At 71.5% G+C, this 20,841-nt stretch carries 7 protein-coding genes; all 7 read left to right on the top strand.

Annotated elements, in window-relative coordinates; genetic code table 11:
• Nucleotides 1–30 precede the first annotated feature (30 nt).
• Genes BLU79_RS18140 through BLU79_RS18110 form a run of 7 tightly spaced genes read left to right on the top strand, consistent with a single transcriptional unit; the run spans nucleotide 31 to nucleotide 20,742 of the window.
• Nucleotides 31–7,152, top strand: a complete 7,122-nt coding sequence (locus BLU79_RS18140) for an amino acid adenylation domain-containing protein (protein WP_093906821.1) — start codon at nucleotides 31–33, stop codon at nucleotides 7,150–7,152.
• On the top strand, nucleotides 7,149–8,426 hold the full coding sequence (locus BLU79_RS18135; RefSeq protein WP_093906820.1) for an MFS transporter: 1,278 nt from the start codon (nucleotides 7,149–7,151) through the stop codon (nucleotides 8,424–8,426). Before BLU79_RS18140 ends, BLU79_RS18135 begins: the two co-directional genes overlap by 4 nt.
• A 10-nt stretch (nucleotides 8,427–8,436) precedes the next feature.
• Nucleotides 8,437–9,918: an argininosuccinate lyase gene (locus BLU79_RS18130; RefSeq protein WP_093906819.1), complete on the top strand. Its 1,482-nt coding sequence runs from the start codon at nucleotides 8,437–8,439 to the stop codon at nucleotides 9,916–9,918.
• Entirely contained in the window at nucleotides 9,899–10,897 is a 999-nt protein-coding gene (locus tag BLU79_RS18125) for a GHMP family kinase ATP-binding protein (protein ID WP_093906818.1), read from the top strand. The genes BLU79_RS18130 and BLU79_RS18125 overlap by 20 nt, the downstream gene beginning before the upstream one ends.
• A gap of 17 nt (nucleotides 10,898–10,914) precedes the next feature.
• A complete protein-coding gene (locus BLU79_RS18120) occupies nucleotides 10,915–13,185 on the top strand; it encodes a pyridoxal-phosphate dependent enzyme (protein WP_093906817.1) in 2,271 nt (756 codons plus the stop codon).
• The gene (locus BLU79_RS18115) at nucleotides 13,182–14,228 is read left to right on the top strand and encodes a GntG family PLP-dependent aldolase (RefSeq protein ID WP_093906816.1); all 1,047 of its coding nucleotides are present in this window, start codon (nucleotides 13,182–13,184) and stop codon (nucleotides 14,226–14,228) included. The genes BLU79_RS18120 and BLU79_RS18115 overlap by 4 nt, the downstream gene beginning before the upstream one ends.
• Before the next feature lies 1 nt (nucleotide 14,229).
• Nucleotides 14,230–20,742, top strand: coding sequence for a non-ribosomal peptide synthetase (locus BLU79_RS18110; RefSeq protein ID WP_093906815.1), 6,513 nt, complete (start codon nucleotides 14,230–14,232; stop codon nucleotides 20,740–20,742).
• Nucleotides 20,743–20,841 lie beyond the last annotated feature (99 nt).

Genomic DNA, 20,841 nt, shown 5'->3' with positions numbered 1-20,841 from the left:
GTGACCGATCGGCATCATCCAGAGGACCTGATGAACGAGGAACTGCCGGAGAGCGGCGGGGGGTTCTACGAATTCCCCGCCTCCCGGGCACAGCAGCGGATGTACTTCCTGCAGCAGTTGCTGGGGGACGCGCCCACCTACCACATGCCGCTGTTCTTCCTGCTGCGCGGCAGCCTGGAGAGCGAGGCGTTGCGCACCGCTGCCCGCGCTCTGGTCGAGCGGCACGAGGCGCTGCGCACCCGGTTCACCGTCCGCGACGGCGAACTGCTCCAACTGATCAGCCCGGAGGCCGAGTTCGAGTGGCGCGAGATCGACGCCCGCAGCTCCGCCGAGCCCGAGACGAACGCCCGCGAGTGGATCGACGCCGAGGCCTGCCGACCCTTCGACCTGGAACGCGGCCCGCTGCTGCGGGTCGGCGTGTACCGCAAGTCGCAGTCCGAGACGATCCTGCTGCTCGGCATGCACCACATCGTCTCCGACGGCTGGTCCTGCGAGATCCTCCTCCGCGAACTCTCCGCCTGCTACGACGCCGCCGTGCACGGGCGCGAGATCGCCCTGCCCGAGCCGGAGTTCCAGTACGCCGACTACTCCTCCTGGCAGGACGAGTGGCTGGAGAGCCCCGCCGCCCAACGGCAGAAGGAGTACTGGCGGCAGCAGCTGGCCGGCGAACTCCCGGTACTGCGGCTGCCGATGACCCGCCGGCGCGGCGCGGACGTCGGACCGGGCGACGGCTCCCACGCCTTCCGGCTTCCCGAGGACGCGGCCGAGCGGCTCCGCGCCCTGTGCACCGAGTCCAACGCCACCTTCTTCATGGGTCTGCTGGCCGCGTTCCAGGTGCTGCTCCACCGCTACACCGGCCTCGACGACATCCTGGTCGGTACGCCCATCGCGGGCCGCAGCCGCAGTGAGTTCGACGGCAGCGTCGGCCTCTTCATCAACACCACCGTGCTGCGCGCCGACCTCACCGGCGACCCCGGATTCCGCGCACTCCTGGCCCAGGTCAGGGACACCGTGCTGGGGGCGCAGGACCATCAGGACATCCCGTTCGAAGAGCTGGTCCGGATGAAGAACCCCGATCGCGAGGCCGGGACGTCGCCGCTCTTCCAGGTCATGTTCGGCATGAACGAGACCGGGGACCAGGGGCTCCTGCTGCCGGGGATCACCACGGAGTGGCTCCCGGTCGAGTTCGGCGCCGCCAAGTTCGACCTGCTGCTGGACGTGGCCGACGCACCCGGCGGGCCGGAGGCCGTCTTCGAGTACCGCGACGACCTGCTCGACCCGAGCGCCGTCGACGCCATGGCCCAGAACTTCGGCCGACTGGTGCGCAGCATCGCCGCGGACCCCGACGCTCCGCTCTCCCGCCTTCGTCTGCTGCCCGAGGAGGCCTACGAGAGGCTCGTGCCGCCGTCCGCCTCGGCTTCCGCGTCCGCCTCAGTCGAACTGCCGCCGGTGCATGAGCGGTTCGCGTCCTGGGCCGCCCGCACCCCGGACGCCGTCGCGTTGGTGGACGGTGAACGGCGGATCGGCTACGCCGAGCTGGACCGCTCGGCCAACCGCCTGGCCCACCGGCTGCGGAAGCTCGGCGTGGGCCCCGGCACGTTCGTCGGCCTCAGCATGGAGCGGTCGGCCGAGCTGGTGATCGCGATCCTCGGCATCGCCAAGGCCGGCGGCTGCTACGTACCGCTCGACCCGGCGTACCCGCAGGACCGGCTGCGCTACATCGTCGAGGACACCGGCCTGGAGACGATCGTGGTCGGCGGCGACGTCCCCCACTGGTGGACGGGCTTCGGCGGAACGGTGCTCGACCTCACCGCGCCGGAGAGCGAGTGGGCCGGGCTTGAGGACGGACCGGTGGACAGCGGGGCGGGCCCGGACGACCTCGCGTACGTGATCTACACCTCCGGCTCGACCGGCCGCCCCAAGGGCGTGCTCATCCCGCACCGGAACGTCTCCCGGCTGTTCACCGCCACCGACCCGTGGTTCGGATTCGGCGAGCAGGACGTGTGGGCGATGTTCCACTCGTACGCCTTCGACTTCTCGGTCTGGGAACTGTGGGGCGCGCTCGCCCACGGCGGTCGACTGGTGATGGTGCCGTACGCGGTCAGCCGGGACCCGCGGGCCTTTCGCCGGCTGGTGGCGGAGCAGGGCGTGACCGTGCTGAACCAGACGCCCTCGGCCTTCCACCAGTTCATCCGGGCCGACCTCGCCGAGGACGCCGGCGGTGCCCCGCTGTCGCTGCGCCACGTGATCTTCGGCGGCGAGGCGCTCGAACCGTCCGGCCTGCGCGCCTGGTTCGACCGGCACGGCGACAGCTCGCCGCAGCTGATCAACATGTACGGCATCACCGAGACGACCGTGCATGTCACCTACCGTCCGATCACGGCCAAGGACATGGAGACCGGCGGCGGCAGCGTCATCGGAGTCCCCATCCCGGACCTCCAGCTGTACGTCCTCGACCGGCAGGGCCGGCCCGTGCCGGAGGGCGTGCCCGGCGAACTGTACGTCGGCGGCCGGGGACTGGCCGTCGGCTATCTCAACCGCCCCGAGCTGACGGCCGAGCGCTTCGTCCCCCACCCGTACGGCTCGGGACAGGACCGGCTCTACCGCACCGGCGATCTGGTGCGGGTCCTGCCCGACGGAGACCTGGAGTACTGCGGGCGGATCGACTCCCAGATCCAGCTGCGCGGGTTCCGCGTGGAGCTGGGCGAGATCGAGGCCGCGCTCACCGGCCACGAGCGGGTGGACGAGGCGATCGTGCTGCTGCGGACCGGCGAGCAGGACCACGCAGAGCTGGCGGCCTACGTCACGGCCCGGGGCGCCGACCTCGACGCCGCCGTGCTGCGCGCGCACGTGGCACGACTGCTGCCCGACCACATGATCCCCTCGACCTTCACGGTGCTGCCCGAGTTCCCCCTGACCGCCAACGGCAAGGTGGACCGGAAGAACCTGCCCGCCCCCGGCAGGAGCCGGGCCGGGACGGGAAGTTCCTTCGTCGCACCGCGCACCGGGGCCGAGCGCGCCCTGGCCGGGGTGTGGGCCACGGTGCTCGGCCTGGCCGAGGTCGGTATCGACGACAACTACTTCTCGCTCGGCGGGGACTCGATCCGCAGCATCCAACTGGTCGGGCTCGCCCGGGAGGCCGGCCTGACGATCTCCTTCAACGACCTGATGCAGCATCAGACCGTGCGGGAACTCGCCGCGGTGGCGGGCCGGGACGAGCCGGCCGACGCGCCGCTCAGCGTGCCGTTCGCGATGGTGTCGGCGGCCGACGCCGCCCTCCTCCCGGAGGAGGCCGAGGACGCCTACCCGATGACCCGGCTGCAATCCGGGATGATCTTCCACAGCGACCTGTCCGAGGGCCCCGGCGAGTACCACAACGTCGCGACCTACCGGATCAGGGCCGAGTTCTCCGCCGAGGCCTGGCAGAGCGCCGTAGCCGAACTGCTGGCCCGGCACGAGGTCCTGCGCACCTCCTTCGACCTCCACCGCTACCAGGAGCCGCTGCAACTCGTGCACCGCTCCGTACCCCTGCCGTTGACGTTCGAGGACCTGCGCCCGCTCGGCGCCGACGCCCGCACCGCCGCGGCGGACGCCCGGTTCGCCGAGGAGTCCGCGCGGGCCCTCGACTGGCGGGCCGGGCCGCTGATCCGATTCCACGTCCAGCGGTTCGCCGACGACACACAGCAGTTGTTCATCACCGAGCACCACGCGATCCTCGACGGCTGGAGCGAGCGCTCGCTCTTCACCGAGCTGCTGGCCGGCTACGCCCGACTGCTGGCCGAGCCCGGTTCGGCCGCCGAGCCCGCGCCGCGGGCACGGTTCTCCTCCTATGTCCGGATGGAGCGCGAGGCCCTCGACTCCCCGGAGAGCCGCCGCTTCTGGAACGAACTGCTGGACGGGGCGGAGTTCGCCGGGCTGCCGCGAGCCCTCCCCGCCGCGGACGGTCCGGCCCCGGCCCGGATGAGGACCTCCGACCGCCCGGTCGCCGCCGACGTCCAGCGGGGCCTGGACGCGCTGGCCCGTGACCTCGGAGTACCGCTGCGCACCGTGCTGCTCGGCGCGCATCTGCGGGTGATGAGCCTGCTGAGCGGCACCGGCGACGTGGTCACCGGCGCGGTCTACAACGGGCGGACCGAGGAGAAGGACGGCGACCGGGTCCTCGGCCTGTTCCTCAACACGGTCCCGGTGCGCGCCGACCTGACCGGCGGGACATGGAGCGATCTGGTCCGCGAGACTGCCGCGCTCGACCTGGAGATCCAGCGGCACCGCCGGTACCCGCTGGCCGAGATCATGCGGCAGACCGGCTCTCCGGAGCTGTTCGAGACCTTCTTCAACTACACGCACTTCCACGTCGAACAGTCCCTCGGCGAGGTGTCCGCGGTGGAGATCCTCGACCAGGACGGGGTCGCCGACACCAACTTCCCCTTCGGCGCCGAGTTCTTCCGGGACTCCGTCGACGGCGCGCTCGGGCTCGGACTCCGCTTCGACGCGGCCCGTTTCGACGAGGCGCAGATCGGCCGGGCACACGGGTACTACGCCGCCGTGCTGCGGGCCATGGCGACCTCCCCGCAGGACCGGTACGAGACCGCCGACCTGCTGTCCGCCGCCGAGCACCGCACCTTTGACGCCTGGAACCGCACCGAGACGGTGTACGACCGCCCGCACGTCCTGCACGCCCTGATCGAGGAGCAGGTCCGACGGACCCCCGAGGCGACCGCCGTCCGCTTCGAGGGCCGCTCGCTGAGCTACCGCGAACTGGACGAACGCGCCGACCGCCTGGCGCACCTGCTGACCGAACGCGGCGCCCGGCGCGGTGATTTCGTCGCCGTACTGCTGGAACGCTCACTGGAGCTGCCGGTCTGCCTGCTCGCCGTGCTCAAGGCCGGAGCCGCCTATGTGCCGCTCGACCCGGAGCACCCGGCCCGGCGGCTGTGCGGCATCCTCGCGGACTCGGGCATCCGGCTCGCGATCTCCACCGAGCCGTGGGCCGAGAGGATCGCGACGCCGGGCGTCTCGATCGTCCGCCCCGACGAGGCCGAGGACCCGTCGTACCGCTGCCCCGAGGGCGCGCCGGCCGAGTCGGCGGTGGGCCCCGACGACCGGGCGTACATGATCTTCACCTCCGGCTCGACCGGCACCCCGAAGGGCGTGGCGATCTCCCATCGGGCCATCGTCAACCGGTTGTTGTGGATGCAGCAGGAGTACGGACTGCGCCCCGGCGAGCGGGTGCTCCAGAAGACCCCGTACACCTTCGACGTCTCGGTGTGGGAGTTCTTCTGGCCGCTGCTGACCGGGAGCGTCCTGGTCCTGGCCGCTCCCGGTGGGCACCGGGACTCCGGGTATCTCGCGCGTCTGATCCGCCAGGAGGAGATCACGACGGTGCACTTCGTGCCGTCCATGCTCCAGGCCTTCGTGGAGGATCCGGCCACCGCGGCCTGCACCGGGCTGCGCCGGGTGATGTGCAGCGGGGAGGCGCTGCCGTACGACCTTCAGCAGCGCTTCCTGCGGAAGTTCCCGGCCGAGCTGCACAATCTCTACGGCCCCACCGAGGCGGCCGTCGACGTCACCTACTGGAAGTGCGTCGAGGACGGCCGCGCGCTGGTGCCGATCGGCCGCCCGATCGCCAACACCGAGCTGTATGTGCTGGACCGGCACGGCTTCCGGGTGCCGCTGGGCGTCACCGGGGAGCTGTATCTGGGGGGCGTGGGACTCGCCGAGGGCTACCACCGGCAACCCGAAGCGACCGAACGCAGCTTCGTACGGCACACCGACCACACCGGCACGACCCGCCGCCTGTACCGGACCGGGGACCTCGTCCGGTACCTGCCCGACGGCGTGCTGGAGTACCGGGGCCGGACCGACTCACAGGTCAAGCTGCGCGGCTTCCGGATCGAGCTCGGAGAGATCGAGTCCGTGCTCGGCGGGCACCCCGCGGTGGCCGAATGCGCCGTCCTCCTGCGCGACGAGCGATTGGTCGCCTTCCTCGTGCCGGCCGCCGGCGCGGAGGTCCGCCCGGCCGACCTCGCCGCGTACGTCGGCTCCCGGCTGCCGTCGTACATGGTGCCGTCGGCGTGGGCGACGCTCGCCGAGATGCCGCTCAGCCCGAACGGCAAGCTCGACCGCAAACGGCTGCCCGAGCAGGTCCGGCCCGAGCCGGACGGCGAACGCCCGGCGGTCGCGCCCCGGGACGCGTACGAGGAGCGGCTGTTGGCGCTCTGGGCGGGCGTACTCGGCAGGGAAGCCGGGATCCACGACGACTTCTTCCAGATCGGCGGGCACTCCCTGGCCGCACTGCGGCTGGTGTCCCGGATCAACAGCGTGTACGACCGCGACTTCGGCGTCTCGGTCGTGCTGGAGAACGAGACCGTCGCCAAGCAGGCCGCCCTGGTCCGCGGCGACGTGACACCGAGGGCCCGGCCGGGCGCGGCGGTGCAGATCCGCGGTGGGGGCGGCGAGCGTCCGCTGTTCCTGGTCCACCCGGTGGGCGGCGGAGTGCTCTGCTACCGCGAGCCGGCGGCGGCGTTCGGTCCCGGGCTGCCGGTGTTCGGACTGCCCGCACCCGGCCTCGTCCCGGGCGAGGAGCCGCTGCGCACGGTGGCGGAACTGGCCGACAGCCACCTGCGCGCGCTCCGCGCGGTCCAGGACTCGGGACCGTACCGGCTCGGCGGCTGGTCCTTCGGCGGGCTGGTGGCCTATGAGATGGCCTGCCGACTGGTGGCCGAGGGCGAGGTCGTGGAGCTGCTGGCCATGGTGGACAGCGCCTTCCCCGACAGCGGCGGAGACAGTTCGGCGCCGGCCGAACCGGTCGATCGAGCGCTGCGGGAGGAGTTCGCCGAGGACCTGCTCCGCTCCGGCGGGGACACCGACGGTGGTCTCGACGGGGAGGAACTCGCCCGCCACTACGAGGTGTTCAGGACCAACCTGTTGGCCGCCGAGACCTACCGGCCACCGGTCTACCCCGGCGCGGTGCGCTTCTACCAGAGCCGTGACGGGGCCCGGCTGGGCGCGGCGGACGGCTGGGCACAGCGCATCAACGGCGGTCTGACGGTCCGGGACATCGAGACCGACCACTACCGGATCGTCCGGTCACCGCAATTCCAGGAGATAGCGAAGGACATGGAAGAAACAATGCAGGAAAGGCACGCTCGGTGACGGAGAAAAAAGCCAGTTTGTGGCGGCACGCGGACTTCCGGAACCTGTGGCTCGGGCTGACCGCGTCGCTGTTCGGGGCGAAGGTCATGGCCGTCGCCCTCCCGCTGATCGCGGCCGTCTCGCTGAAGGCGACGCCCTTCGAGATGGGCATCCTCGTCGCGGCGGAAACCCTGCCGTACCTGTTCGTCAGCCTCTTCGCCGGCGTGTGGCTGGATCGCAGCGCCAAGCGCCCGATCCTCATCCTCACCGACGTGGTGCGAGCCGTCGCACTGCTGGTCGTACCGGTGGGCTGGGCGCTCGACTTCCTCTCCTTCCCGTTGCTGCTCACCGTCTCGTTGTTCGTCGGTGTCTGCACGGTGGTCTCCGACATCGGCAGCGCCTCGTACCTGCCCCTGCTGGTGCAGCGCAAGGATCTGATCGAGGGCAACGCCAAACTGGAGCTGAGCGGTTCGGTCGCGGACATCGGCGGCAACGCGCTCGGCGGCGGCATCCTGCAGATCGTCTCGGCGCCGTTCGCGGTGCTCATCAACTCGGCCACCTACCTGGTGTCGGCCTTCTTCACGATGGGCATCAAGCACCGCGAGGAGCCGCCCGCACCGCCGGAGCCGGCCGAGGGAGAGAAGCCGCTCGGCATCTGGCGGGAGATCGCCGAGGGCGCCGCCCCCGTGTTCCGTAACAAGGTGGTCCGCACCCTCGTGTCGGCCACCCTGCTCTTCAACCTCTTCACGCTGCTGATCGAGCCGGTCTTCCTGATCTTCGTGACCCGGACCCTGGGCCTGGAGCCCTTCTACCTCGGCCTCATCTTCGCCTCGTCCGGCGCGGGCGCGCTGGTCGGCGCACTGGTGGCCGACCGGGTCAGCCAGCTGTTCGGCGTCGGCCGGGCGATGGTGTTCTCGCTGCTGCTGGCGGGTGTGGCGGCCCTGCTGATCCCGCTGGCCACCGAGGTCCCGAAGAGCATGGCTCCCCTGCTGATCGTGCCGATGCACTTCATCGACGCGGCCATGGTGATCGTCTACAACATCAACCAGCGCAGCCTGCGCACCGCCGTCACTCCGGACCGGCTCCAGGGCCGGATGAACGCCTCGATCCGCATGATCGTGATGGGCGTCTCGCCGGTCGGCGCGCTCCTCGGCGGCTTCCTCGGCGGCTGGATCGGCGTCTCGGAGACACTGGTGATCGGTTCGGTCGGCGTCCTGCTGGCCGGCGTGCTGATCGCTCTGTCCGAAGTGCGCGGGGTGAAGGAGATCCCCGACACCGTACCGGTGACGGTCTGAGGCACCCGGCATGGAGACCACACTGACCGGCCGCATCTCCGGCGGCCCCACCCGAATGCTCCGCGAGGAGATCCTCGACCCGCAGTTCCACTACGAGGCCGAGCATCTGCTGCCGCACTACGTGGCCGTCGAGAAGGCCCTGGTCGCCGAGTACGTCCGGATGGGCCACGTCACCCGGGCGCAGGCGCGGGAGTTGACGGACGCGCTCGACTCGGTGAACCGGGAGAGCGTGACCGCCCAGGCCCAGGCCAACATGTCGGACATCGCGTTCGCGCTGGAGCGTCAGGTGGAGTCCGCCCTGTCGGCCCCCGTGCCGCGCTGGCACCTCGACCGCAGCCGCAACGACCTCCAGGCCTGCGCCCAGTTGATGTTCGGCCGGGCCCGGCTGATCGCCGCGGCGGCGTCACTGCTGGAGTTCGGCGAGGCCGCACGGGAGCTGGCCGGGCGCACCGCCGACCTGCCGATGCCCGGGTACACGCATCACCAGGCCGCCCAGATCATCACGCCGGGGTTCTATCTGGCGGCGCTGTCCGGGCAGGTCCTGCATACCCTGCGGCGGCTGCTCGCCACGTACGACGGCATCGACCTCTGCCCCCTCGGGTCCGGCGCCATGTCCGGTCAGGAACTGCCCTGGGACCGCGACCGGCTGGCCCGGCTGCTGGGCTTCGCCGGGCCGCAGGCCAGCGCGCTGACCTCGGTCGCCTCCCGTGGCTGGGCACTGGAGATCACCGCCGAGTTCGGCATCCTCGGGGTCGCGCTGAGCCGGTTCGCCACCGATCTGCTCGCCTGGGGCGGCAGCGAGTACGGCTTCATCGACCTGCCGGACGAGCTGTCGGGCATCTCCTCGGCCATGCCGCAGAAGAAGAACTTCCCGATTCTCGAACGGATTCGGGGCCGCAGCGGCCATCTGTCGGCCTACCACGTCGATGTGACGCTCGGACAGCGCAACACCCCGTACTCCAACACGGTCGAGGTCTCCAAGGAGGCCGGCGCGCACGTCTGCCAGGCGTTCGAGACGCTCGGCAGCACCCTGCGTCTGTTCACCGAGGTGCTGCGCCATCTGGACTTCCGGGCGGAACGGATGACCGAGGCCTGCGAGCGCGAGTTCCTGGGCGGCTTCGCCCTGGCCAACTCGCTGACCATGGACGAGGACGTGCCCTGGCGGCGCGCCCAGGTGATCGCCGGCCGCTACATCGTCGCCGCCGCGGAGGCGGGCCGCCGCCCCGCCGACAGCGACCCGGAGCTGCTGCGCCGGGTCGCTCGGGAGCAGGGGTTCGAACTGCGCGACGCGGCCGGGGCGTTGGGTGACTCCTTCGACGTCCGGGGGGCGCTGCGGCGGATGACGTCGGTGGGGTCGGCGCATCCGCAGGCGGTCGCCGACGCGCTGCGCGCACAGGCCGAGGAGCACGGGCGCCTGGTCGAGGAGTGGTCGAGGCGGGCAGCGGTTGCCCGCGGAACGGGGGAGGACATCGATGGGAACGGTTCGGTCTGACGTTGTACCCGAGGCGGCCGAGGAAGCCGCCGTAGAGCCCGGCACCGGCCGCTCCTACGGGACCTTCGGTGAGCTGCTGCAAGGGGTCCTGCCGGAGACCGACCGGCACTTCATGGTCACCTTCCCGCTCGCGCGGTGGAGCACGGCGACCCTGCGGTACTCCGCGCTGTCCACCGGGATCGAGGTCTGGCCGCCGCACAAGGAGAAGGCGCGGCGGATCGCCGAGCTGGCCCTGGCGGCCGCCGGGCGCACCGGGGGCGGCGGCGTCCTGGAACTGCACAGCGACCTGCCCGAGGGGAAGGGCATGGCGAGCTCCTCCGCGGACCTGGTCGCCACCGTGCGCGCGGTGGGGGCAGCCGTGGGGACGACGTTCTCGCCCGCCGCGATCGAGGCGCTCCTGCGGGACATCGAACCGAGCGACGGCGTCATGTACGACGAGGTGGTCGCCTACTACCACCGTGAGGTGACGCTGCGCAGCGGCCTCGGCGTCCTGCCGGCCATGACCATCGTCGGCCACGACGAGGGCGGCCAGATCGACACGATCCGGCACAACCGCTCGGCGCGGCCGGTCGACGAGCGGCACAAGGAGGAGTACGGCCTGCTGCTGGCCGCACTGTGTGACGCCGTCCGGGCGCACGACCTGCCGGGGGTGGGGCGCATCGCCACGCGCAGCGCCGAGCTGAACGCGCTGACCCGGCCGCGGCCGGCCCTGCGGGAGCTGCGGAACATCTGCGAGGCGACCGGCGGACTCGGCGTGGTGTGCGCACACAGCGGCACCGTGCTGGGCGTGCTGATCGCCGCCGACGACCCGGACCACGACACCAAGGTGCGCGCCGCCCTCGCCGCCTGCCGCCGCCTGCCCGGCACCACCACGGTCCTGCGCTCACTGGGCGTCGGCGAGAACTGGATTCCCGAGGCCGACGAGACGGCCACCCGGGCGAGCCGTTCGGCCGGCACCGATCACTTCTGGGGGACGTAACCATGCGCTTTTCATCGATGAACGACGCGATCGGCCACACACCGCTGGTCCGCCTCGCGCTGCCGTCCTCCCTCGGGACGAGGGTGTACGCCAAGCTCGAACTGGCCAACCCGTTCGGCATGAAGGACCGGGTCGCCCGGAACATCGTGGCCGAGGCCACCCGGCTCGGGGTGCTCAAGCCGGGCGCCCCGATCGTCGAGAGCTCCTCCGGCACGATGGCCCTCGGTGTCGCCCTGGTCGGCCGCTCGCTCGGCCACCCCGTGCATATCGTCACCGATCCGCGCACGGACCCGGTGACGATGGCGAAGCTGCTCGCCCTCGGCTGCGAGGTGCACGTCGTCCCGAAGATGAACGCCCAGGGGTGGCAGGGTGCCCGGCTGGAGCGGCTCGACGAACTGATGCGTGAACTGCCGGGCGCCTTCTGGCCGCAGCAGTACAGCAACCCGGACAATCCCGGTGCCTATCGGGCGCTCGCCGACGAACTCCTCGGCGACCTCGGCCGGTTCGACGTGCTGGTCGGCTCGGTGGGCAGCGGCGGCTCGCTGTGCGGCACCGCGCGGGTGCTGCGCCGCACCCTGCCGGAGCTGCGGGTGATCGGTGTCGACTCGGTCGGCAGCGCCCTGTTCGGGCAGCCGGACCTCCCCGGCCGACGGCAGAGCGGCCTCGGGAACAGCCTGGTGCCCGAGAACCTCGACCGCACCGTCATCGACGAGGTGCACTGGCTCAACGACCGGGAGGCGTTCTCCTCGACCCGCGAACTCGCCCGCGAGCAGCAGATCTTCGCCGGCAACACCTCCGGCTCGGTCTACCGGCTGCTCGGGCACCTCGCGCGCGAGTCCGAGCCGGGCAGCGTGATCGTGGGCGTCTTCCCGGACCGCGGCGACCGGTACGTCGACACCGTCCACAGCGACGCGTACTGGGCCGACCAGCGGCTCGACGAGCTGCCGCTCTCCACGGCCCCCGCGAAGATCTCCTTCGGCACGGTCGTGGACCGCTGGTCCAAGGCCGATCTCCGCGAGCGCCCGACACCGCCCCGGCACCTGCTCTTCGTGGAGTCCAACACCACCGGCACCGGGATGCAGGCCCTGACGGCCACCGCCCGGCTCGGGTTCTCCCCGGTGCTGCTCACCGACAAGCCGGAGCGGTACGCGGGGCTGGCCGAGACCGGCAGCGAGGTCGTCGAGTGCGACACCGGCACCGTCCGCGCCCTGCGCGCGGTGATCCAGGAGCGGTTCCGCCGCGAGGACATCGTCGGCATCACCACGACCAGCGACTTCTACGTGCCCTTCGTCGCCGAACTGGCCGACTGGCTAGCCCTCCCGGGCAACCCCGCCATCGCCACGACCCGCTGCCGCAACAAGGCGGAGCTGCGCCTGGCCCTGCGGAACGCGGGCGTCGGGCAGCCCCGGTTCGAGGTGGTGTCCGAGGTGTCCGAAGTAGTGGCAGCCACCGGGTCGGTCGGCCTGCCCTGCGTGGTCAAACCGGCCGACGACTCCGGCTCCAACAACGTGCTGCTCTGCCACACCGTCGCCGAGGCCGAGCGGCACGCCGCCCGGATCCTGGCCGTGCACAGCAACATGCGCGGACTCCCGACCGCCCGCACGGCGCTGGTCGAGGAGTACGTGGACGCGCCGGAGTTCAGCGTCGAGATGTTCAGCGAGGCCGGGGAGCACACCTGCGTCGGCATCACGGCGAAGACCGTCACCGGCACCCCGTACTTCGTCGAGACCCGGCATGTCTTCCCCGCCCCGCTCACCGAACAGGCCGCCGGCGCGCTCGTCGAGGCCGTACGGGCGGCACTGAAGGGCACCGGGATAGCGCTCGGCCCGACCCACACCGAGATCAAGCTCACCGCGACCGGGCCCGCCGTCATCGAGATCAACCCTCGGCTGGCGGGCGGCATGATCCCGGACCTGATCCGGCGCGCCACCGGCATCGACCTGCTGGAGCAGCAGATCCGGGCCGCCGCCGGCCTGCCCCTCGACCTGACCGCGACGCGGCACGACCACGCCGGCATCCAGTTCCTGCAGGCCGACCGGCCCGGTGTGCTGGCCGCGGTCGACGGCGGCGAGGCGGCTCTCGCCGTGGACGGCGTCGAGCAGGTCAAGGTCACCGCGGTGCCGGGCACGGAGGTCGGCCCACCGCGCAACGCCTACGGCCGGCTCGGCCACATCATCGCCGTCGGAGCGGACGGCGCACACGTCACGGACGCCCTCGACGAGGCCACCCGCCGGATCGACGTCCGCGTGATTTCGGAGAACCCGGAGAACTCGGAGAGCTTCCGATGATCGAGCTGCGAAGCGACACCTTCACCCTGCCGAGCCCGGCCATGATCCGCGCAATGAGCGAGGCCGAACTCGGCGACGACGTCTACGGCGAGGACCCGACCGTCCGCGCGCTGGAGGAGCGCTCCGCCGAACTGCTCGGCAAGCGGGCGGCCTGCCTGATGCCCAGCGGCACCATGGCCAACCTGGCGTCGATCATGGTGCACGCGCCGCGCGGGTCGAAGATGCTGGTCGGCGCGGAGAGCGACATCTACATCTACGAGGCGGCCGGTGCCACGGTCTGCGGCGCCGTCATGTACGAGCCCGTGCCCCACCAGGCCGACGGCACCCTGGCGCTCGCCGACCTCGAACGCGGCTTTCCCGACGACCCCACCGACGAGCAGTTCGCGCTGCCCTCGCTGATCTGTCTGGAGAACACCCAGAACCGCTGCGGCGGCGTGGCGTTGCCGCAGTCCTATCTGCGGGAGGTCCGGGAGTTCGCGACCGCGCGGGACGTGCCGGTGCACCTGGACGGCGCGCGGCTCTTCAACGCCGCCACCGCCCTCGGCGTCAAGGCCGCCGAGATCGCGCAGTACGCCGACTCGGTGCAGTTCTGTCTGTCGAAGGGCCTGTCGGCCCCGATCGGCTCGATGGTGGCCGGCGACGAGGAGTTCGTCCGCAGGGTCCGCAGGGTCCGCAAGATGCTGGGCGGCGGCATGCGCCAGGCCGGAGTCATCGCGGCCGCGGGCCTGATGGCGCTCGACAACATCGGGCGGCTGCACGAGGACCACGCCCACGCGCGCAGGCTCGCCGAGGGCCTGGCAGGGGTCGACGGCATCGACATCGACCCCGGGGCCGTGCAGACCAACATCGTCATGTTCCGGGTCACCGACACCCGCTTCACCTGGCAGACCTTCGTCGAGGCCGTCGGCCGACACGGGCTCGCGCTGGCCGAGCTCGGCCACGGAAGGCTGCGCGCCGTCACCCACTCGGGTGTCCGCGCCCAAGACGTCGACGAGGCCGTGGCGATCATCCGCCGTGTCCTGACCAACGGAGAGAACGCCTGACATGTCAGCGAGCGACATCGTGAACGAGACCGAGCAGCTGCGGACCCAGCTGCTGGGGAAGCTGCTCAGCCGGGCCGTCGACGGGGCCGCCCCGAGCACGATCCGACCCGCGCCGCGCGAGGGACACCTGCCGGCCTCCAGCGCCCAGAAACCCCTGTGGTTCCTCGACCATCTGTACGGCAGCAGCGCCGCCTACAACGTGCCCTTCGCCTTCCGCCTGGACGGCGAGCTGTCCCCGGACGCCCTGCGCGCCGCCGTCCACGACCTTGTCGCCCGGCACGAGATGCTGCGCACCACCTTCGCCGGCGAGGGCGACGACCTGGTTCTGAGGATCGCCCCCGAGGCGCAGCCGACCGTCCCCTTCGTCAACCTCACCTGGGTGTCGCCCGAAGACAGGGAGCGAGAGGTCCTCAAGCGCATCGCCGAGGAGGCGGGGCGTCCGTTCTCGCTGAGCGGGGAGCCGCTGCTGCGCCTCGTCGTCTACCGGACCGGCCCGAACCGGCATTACCTCTTCGTCAACTACCACCACGGCCTCGCCGACGGCTGGTCGGACGGGATTTTCTTCCGCGAGCTGTGGGCCCTGTACGACGGGCATGTCGTCGGCAGTCCCGCCGAACTCCCCGACCTTCCCCTCCAGTTCGCCGACTACGCCAAGTGGGAGCAGGAGTCCCTGAAGAACGGGGAACTCCGCGACAAGATCGACTACTGGACCCGGCAACTGAGCGGCAGCCTGCCGAGCCTCACCCTGCCCGGCGGCCGCCCACGGGCCGGCCGGCCGACCTTCCAGGGCCGGACGATCCTGACCGAACTCCCGGCCGAGCTGGAGGAACGCCTCGGTGCCGTCAGCCAGGAGTCGCGGGTCTCGCCGTTCGTCGTCCTGCTCACCGCGCTCAACCTGCTCCTGCACCGCTACACCCGGGAGGAGGACATCATCGTCGGCACACCGGCGGCCAACCGCGGTCGTGCCGAACTCGAGGGCGTCCTGGGCTTCTTCGTGAACACCCTGGCGCTGCGCACCGACCTCTCCGGCGTGCCGACCGTCGCCGAACTCCTGCGGCGCACCGAGCGGACCATACTCGACGCCCTGGACCACCAGGAGGTGTCCTTCGCCACCGTCGTCGAAGCGCTGGCCCTCGACCGCGACCTCGGCGCCAGTCCGGTGTTCCAGGTGCTCGCCAACTACCTCGACCTGCGCGAGACCTGGAGCCCGACCGGGCTGGCCGTCGAAGTCGTGGAGTTCGAGAGCCAGGTGACCCGGTTCGACCTGGAGGTGCAGTTCGAGGTCCGTCCGCAGGGCACCCAGCTGCGCTTCCTCTACGCCACCGACCGCTACGACGACGAGCACATCGAGCGGATGGCGGCGCACTTCCTCGCCGTCCTGCGCGCCGTGCTGGATGCCCCCGAACTCCGGGTGGACGACGTCGAGTTCATCGATGACGCCGAGCGTCGGCAGGCGCTGGAGCACTGCAACCCGTCGACCACCCCCACCGGCCGGCTCACCCTTCCCGAGATGGTCGAGGAGCAGGTCCGGCTGGCCCCCGGCGCCACCGCGGTGATCTTCGAGCAGGAGAGCCTGTCGTACGCGGAGCTCAACGCCCGGGCGAACCGACTCGCGCACACCCTGATCGCCGCCGGTGCCGGTCCTGAGCGGACCGTGGCGCTGGTCCAGCCCCGTTCGCCCGACCTGATCGTGGCGTTGTTGGCGGTCCTCAAGAGCGGAGCGTCGTACTTCCCGATCGACCCGGAGCACCCCGGCGAGCGCATCGCCCACCTGCTCGGGGACGCCGCTCCGGTCCTCGCGGTGACGCACACCCGTACCGCCGACCTGGTGCCGGCGACGGTCCCCACCCTGCGGCTCGACGACCCGGCGGTCGCCGCCGAGCTGCGCCGCCGGCCGGACACCGATCCGACCGACGCCGACCGGGTCGGCCCGCTGAGCGACCAGAACTCCGCCTATCTGCTCTACACCTCCGGTTCCACCGGCACGCCCAAGGGCGTGCAGATGCCCGTGGCGGCGCTGCGGAACCTGCTGCTCTGGCAGCGCGAGGCGATACCCGGCCGCCCCGGAGCCCGGGTCGCCCAGTTCACCGCCGTCGGCTTCGACGTCTCGGTGCAGGAGATCCTGGCGACCCTGGTCAACGGAAAGACCCTGGTCGTCCCGGACGAGGACACCCGGCGCAGTGCCGAGCGGCTGGCCTCCTGGCTGGACCGGTACCAGGTCAACGAGCTCTACGCGCCCATGCCGGTGATCGACGCCGTGTACGAGGCCGCCCAGGAACAGGGCCTCGCCCTGTCCGCGCTGGCCGACGTCCAGCAGGCCGGAGAGTCCCTCACCGTCAACGACCGCACGCGGGAGTTCCACAGCCGGGACGCCGGCCGCGGTCTGCACAACCTGTACGGGCCGACCGAGACCCATGTGGTGACGGCGTACACCCTGCCCGCGGACAGCGCCCACTGGACCGCGTCCGCCCCGATCGGCCGTCCGATCAGCAATACGCGGGTCTATGTCCTGGACGGCAGGCTGCGCCCCGTCCCCCTGGGGGTCGCGGGCGAGCTGTACCTGGCGGGCGAAGGCATCGCGCGCGGCTATCTGAACCGCCCCGGCCCCACCGCCGAGCGGTTCGTCGCCGACCCGTACGGAGCCCCCGGCAGCCGGATGTACCGCTCCGGGGACCTGGCCCGTCGCCGACCCGACGGTGAGCTGGAGTTCCTGGGCCGCGCGGACCACCAGATCAAGGTCAGAGGCGTACGGATCGAACCCGGCGAGATCGAGGCCGCCCTGACGTCGCACCCGACGGTCGCCCAGGCGGCAGTGGTGGCCCGCGACGACCAGCCAGGCGGTAAGTACCTCGCCGCCTATGTGGTGCCGGCTCCCGGTCTCACCTGCGACCTGGACGAACTGCGCAGGCACGCCGCGGAATCCCTGCCCGTCTCCATGGTGCCGACCGCGTTCGTGCAGCTGCCGGCCCTGCCGCTGACTCCCAACGGCAAGCTGGACCGGCGCGCCCTGCCCGCACCCCTGCTGGACGCCGTCGGGGCCGGCCGGTCACCCAGGAACCAGCGGGAACGGGACCTGTGCGCCCTGTTCGGCGAGGTGCTGGGACGCCCCTGGGAGAACATCGACGACAACTTCTTCCTCTTCGGCGGCCACTCCCTGCTCGCCACCAGGCTGATCAGCCGCATCCGCGCGGTGCTCGGCGTGGAGCTCCCGATCCGCGCGGTCTTCGAGACGCCCACCGTGGCCGGGCTCGCCGCGGGCGCGGCCGAGGCCACGGAAGCGCGCGAGCCGCTGCGGCCGACGGCCCGGCCGGACGTCGTACCGCTGTCGTTCGCGCAGCGGCGGCTGTGGTTCCTGAACCAGTTCGAGACCAAGCGGTCGGCGTACAACCTCCCGGCGGCCCTGCGGCTGTCAGGACCTGTGGACATCCCCGCGCTCGAAGCGGCACTCGCCGATGTGACGGCACGTCATGAGAGCCTGCGCACGGTGCTGCCGAGTCCCGGTGGCAGTCCCCGCCTGGTGGTGCTCGACCCGGCCGAGGCGCGCCCCGAACTGCGGGTGACCGAGACCGGCTCGCACGAGGTGGGCCTCCTCGCCGAGCGGGCGGCGGGCGAGGAGTTCGACGTCACGGTCGACCTCCCGATACGTGCGCATCTGTTCGTCACCGGGCCCGATTCGTACGTCCTCGTCCTGGTCGTCCACCACATCGCCTGCGACGGCTGGTCCCTGGCACCGTTCTGGCACGACCTGGGCGCGGCGTATGCCGCCCGGCGCGAGGGAGCGGCACTCGACCTGCCCGAACTGCCGGTCCAGTACGCCGACTACACCCTCTGGCAGCATCGGCTGCTCGGCGACGAGGACGACCCGGCGAGCGTCATCGCGCGCCAACTCGCCTTCTGGCGGCGGGAACTCGCGGGCGCCCCGGAGGAGACGGTGCTCCCGACCGACCGACGGCGCCCCGCGGTGGCGAGCAACCAGGGCAGCAGCGTTCTCTTCCAGGGCTCCGCGCAGCTGCACCGCCGCCTGCTGGCGGTCGCCCAGGAGACGGACACCAGCCTGTTCATGGTGGTCCAGGCAGCCCTGGTCGCGCTCCTCACACGGCACGGCAGCGGCACGGACATCGTGCTCGGCGCCCCCGTCGCGGGACGCACCGACGAGGCCCTTGACGACCTGGTCGGCTTCTTCGTCAACACGCTGGTGCTGAGGACGGACAGCTCGGGCGACCCCAGCCTGCGCGCACTGCTGCATCGGGTGCGGGCCACCGATCTCGCCGCGTACGAGAACCAGGACGTGCCCTTCGAGCGCCTGGTCGAGGCCCTCAACCCGTCCCGCTCGCTTGCCCGGCACCCGCTGTTCCAGGTCATGCTGGCCGTCCACAACAGCCCCGAGGCGCTGCTCGACCTTCCCGGGGTCCGGGCCGAGGTGCTGCCGCTCGACGTCGACGCCGCCGCGTTCGACCTGCACTTCGACCTGACCGAGACACAGACCGCAGCGGGAGACCCCGACGGCCTGGAGTGCTACATCGAGTACAACGTCGAACTCTTCGACCGCGAGACGGCCGAGGGCCTCGCGGACCGACTGGTCCGGACACTGGAGGCGTACACCGACGACCTCGACCGGCCGATCGGCGTGCTCGACCTGCTCGGATCCGAGGAACGCGGCCGCTTGCTGGGGGAGTGGAACGACACGTCGCGTCCCCGGCGGGCGACCACGCTGCCGATGGTGTTCGAGGAGCAGGTCGCGCGGGCGCCGGAGGCGCCGGCGGTGGTGTGGGACGGCCGAACCCTGACGTACGGAGAGCTGAACGCGCAGGCCAACCGCGTGGCGCGGCAGTTGATCGACGCGGGGGTCGGCGCGGAGGACCTGGTCGCCCTCGTCCTGCCCCGCTCGGCGGAACTGGTCGCGACGCTGCTGGGCGTGCTGAAGGCGGGCGCCGCCTATCTGCCGATCGACCCGGGCTATCCCGAGGGACGGATCGCCTCGATCCTTCAGGACGCGTCCCCGGCCATGGTCCTCGACCTGGAGCGGGTGACGGAACTCCTGGCCGGCGACGGTGACGGTGACGGCGCGGAGCCGGGCGCGGGAGCGGTGCCGGGCGATCCGACCGACGCCGACCGGGTCCGCCCGCTCACCCCGGAGAGCCCGGCCTACGTCATCTACACCTCCGGGTCGACCGGCCGCCCCAAGGGCGTGGTGATCGAGCACCGCTCGGTCGTGAACTTCGTGATCGGCAACAACAACGTCTACGGGATCACCCCCACCGACACGGTGCTGCACTTCGCCACCCCCACCTTCGACCTCGCCGTGCTGGAGATCTTCTGCACCCTCCTCGCCGGCGCCACCCTCGCCGTGGCGGGCAACCTGGAGCGCTACGACGTAGAACGTCTGGTCGAATTCATCCGGGGTGCAGCCGTCACGGTCGCCGACCTCCCCCCGGCCCTGCTCCCGCTCATCGACCCCGCCGACCTGCCCGACGTCCGTCTGCTGTCGGTCGGCGGCGAGGCGTTCCCCGGCAGCCTCGTCACCACCTGGGCCACGGGCGGTCGCAGGTTCATCAACAGCTACGGCCCCACCGAAAGCACCGTCGCCCAGACCCTGATGGAGTGCACGGGGCCCTACGACCGCACCCCTCCGATCGGTCGGCCGATGGAGAACATCCAGGTCTACGTCCTCGACAACGGCCTCAACCCCACCCCCGTCGGTGTGGCCGGAGAGCTCTACCTCGCCGGCCACGGCCTGGCGCGCGGCTATCTCGACAGGCCCGACCTGACCGCCGAGCGGTTCACCGCCTGCCCCTTCGGCGCGCCCGGCACGCGTATGTACCGCACCGGGGACATGGCCCGCTGGACCCACCAGGGGGTCCTGGAGTTCCTCGGACGCACCGACGACCAGGTCAAGATCCGCGGATTCCGCATCGAACCCGCCGAGATCGAGGCCGCCCTCACCGGCCACCCCGGAGTCGAACAGGCCCGCGTCCTGGTCACCGCATCACCCACCGCGGGCAAGCAGCTCGCCGCCTACGTCATGCCGAAGCCCGGTGCGGACCAGGTCACCGAGTCCGCGCTGCGGGACCACATCGCCCAGGTCCTCCCCGACTACATGGTTCCCACCGCGTTCCTGGTCCTGGACAAGCTGCCCATCACCCCCAGTGGAAAGCTCGACCAGAAGGCGCTGCTCGCCCTCGACCTGCGCCCCGCCGCCCGCGCGCACATCCCGCCCGTCACCGACACCGAACGACTCCTGGCGCGGATCTGGCAGCAGATCCTGGGACTCGAAGAGATCAGCACCGACGACAACTTCTTCGCGCTCGGCGGCCACTCGCTGCTCGTCACGCAAGCGGTGTCCCAGATCCGCCGCCTCAGCGGCGCCGGTCTGACCATCCAGACGTTCTTCCAGAACCCCACCGTGGCCGCCCTCGGGCGGGTCCTGGACGAGTCCGACGCCGGCACAGACACCGAGGACGCTCCACGGGTGGTCCGGCGCAGCCGGGCACTTCGCTTCACACAGGGCGACTAATGCCGTCCTGACCTGCATAAATGTATCCCGCCAAGCCCCAGTGACGGCGGCCCCGTACCATGGGGTAAGGCCGTGGCACGTTCAGCCCGGCAGGGCCCG

It is taken from the genome of Streptomyces sp. cf386 (assembly GCF_900103585.1).
Taxonomy (GTDB): domain Bacteria; phylum Actinomycetota; class Actinomycetes; order Streptomycetales; family Streptomycetaceae; genus Streptomyces.
Note: the sequence above shows the minus strand (reverse complement) of the source record. Positions and strands in the feature narration are given on the sequence as shown.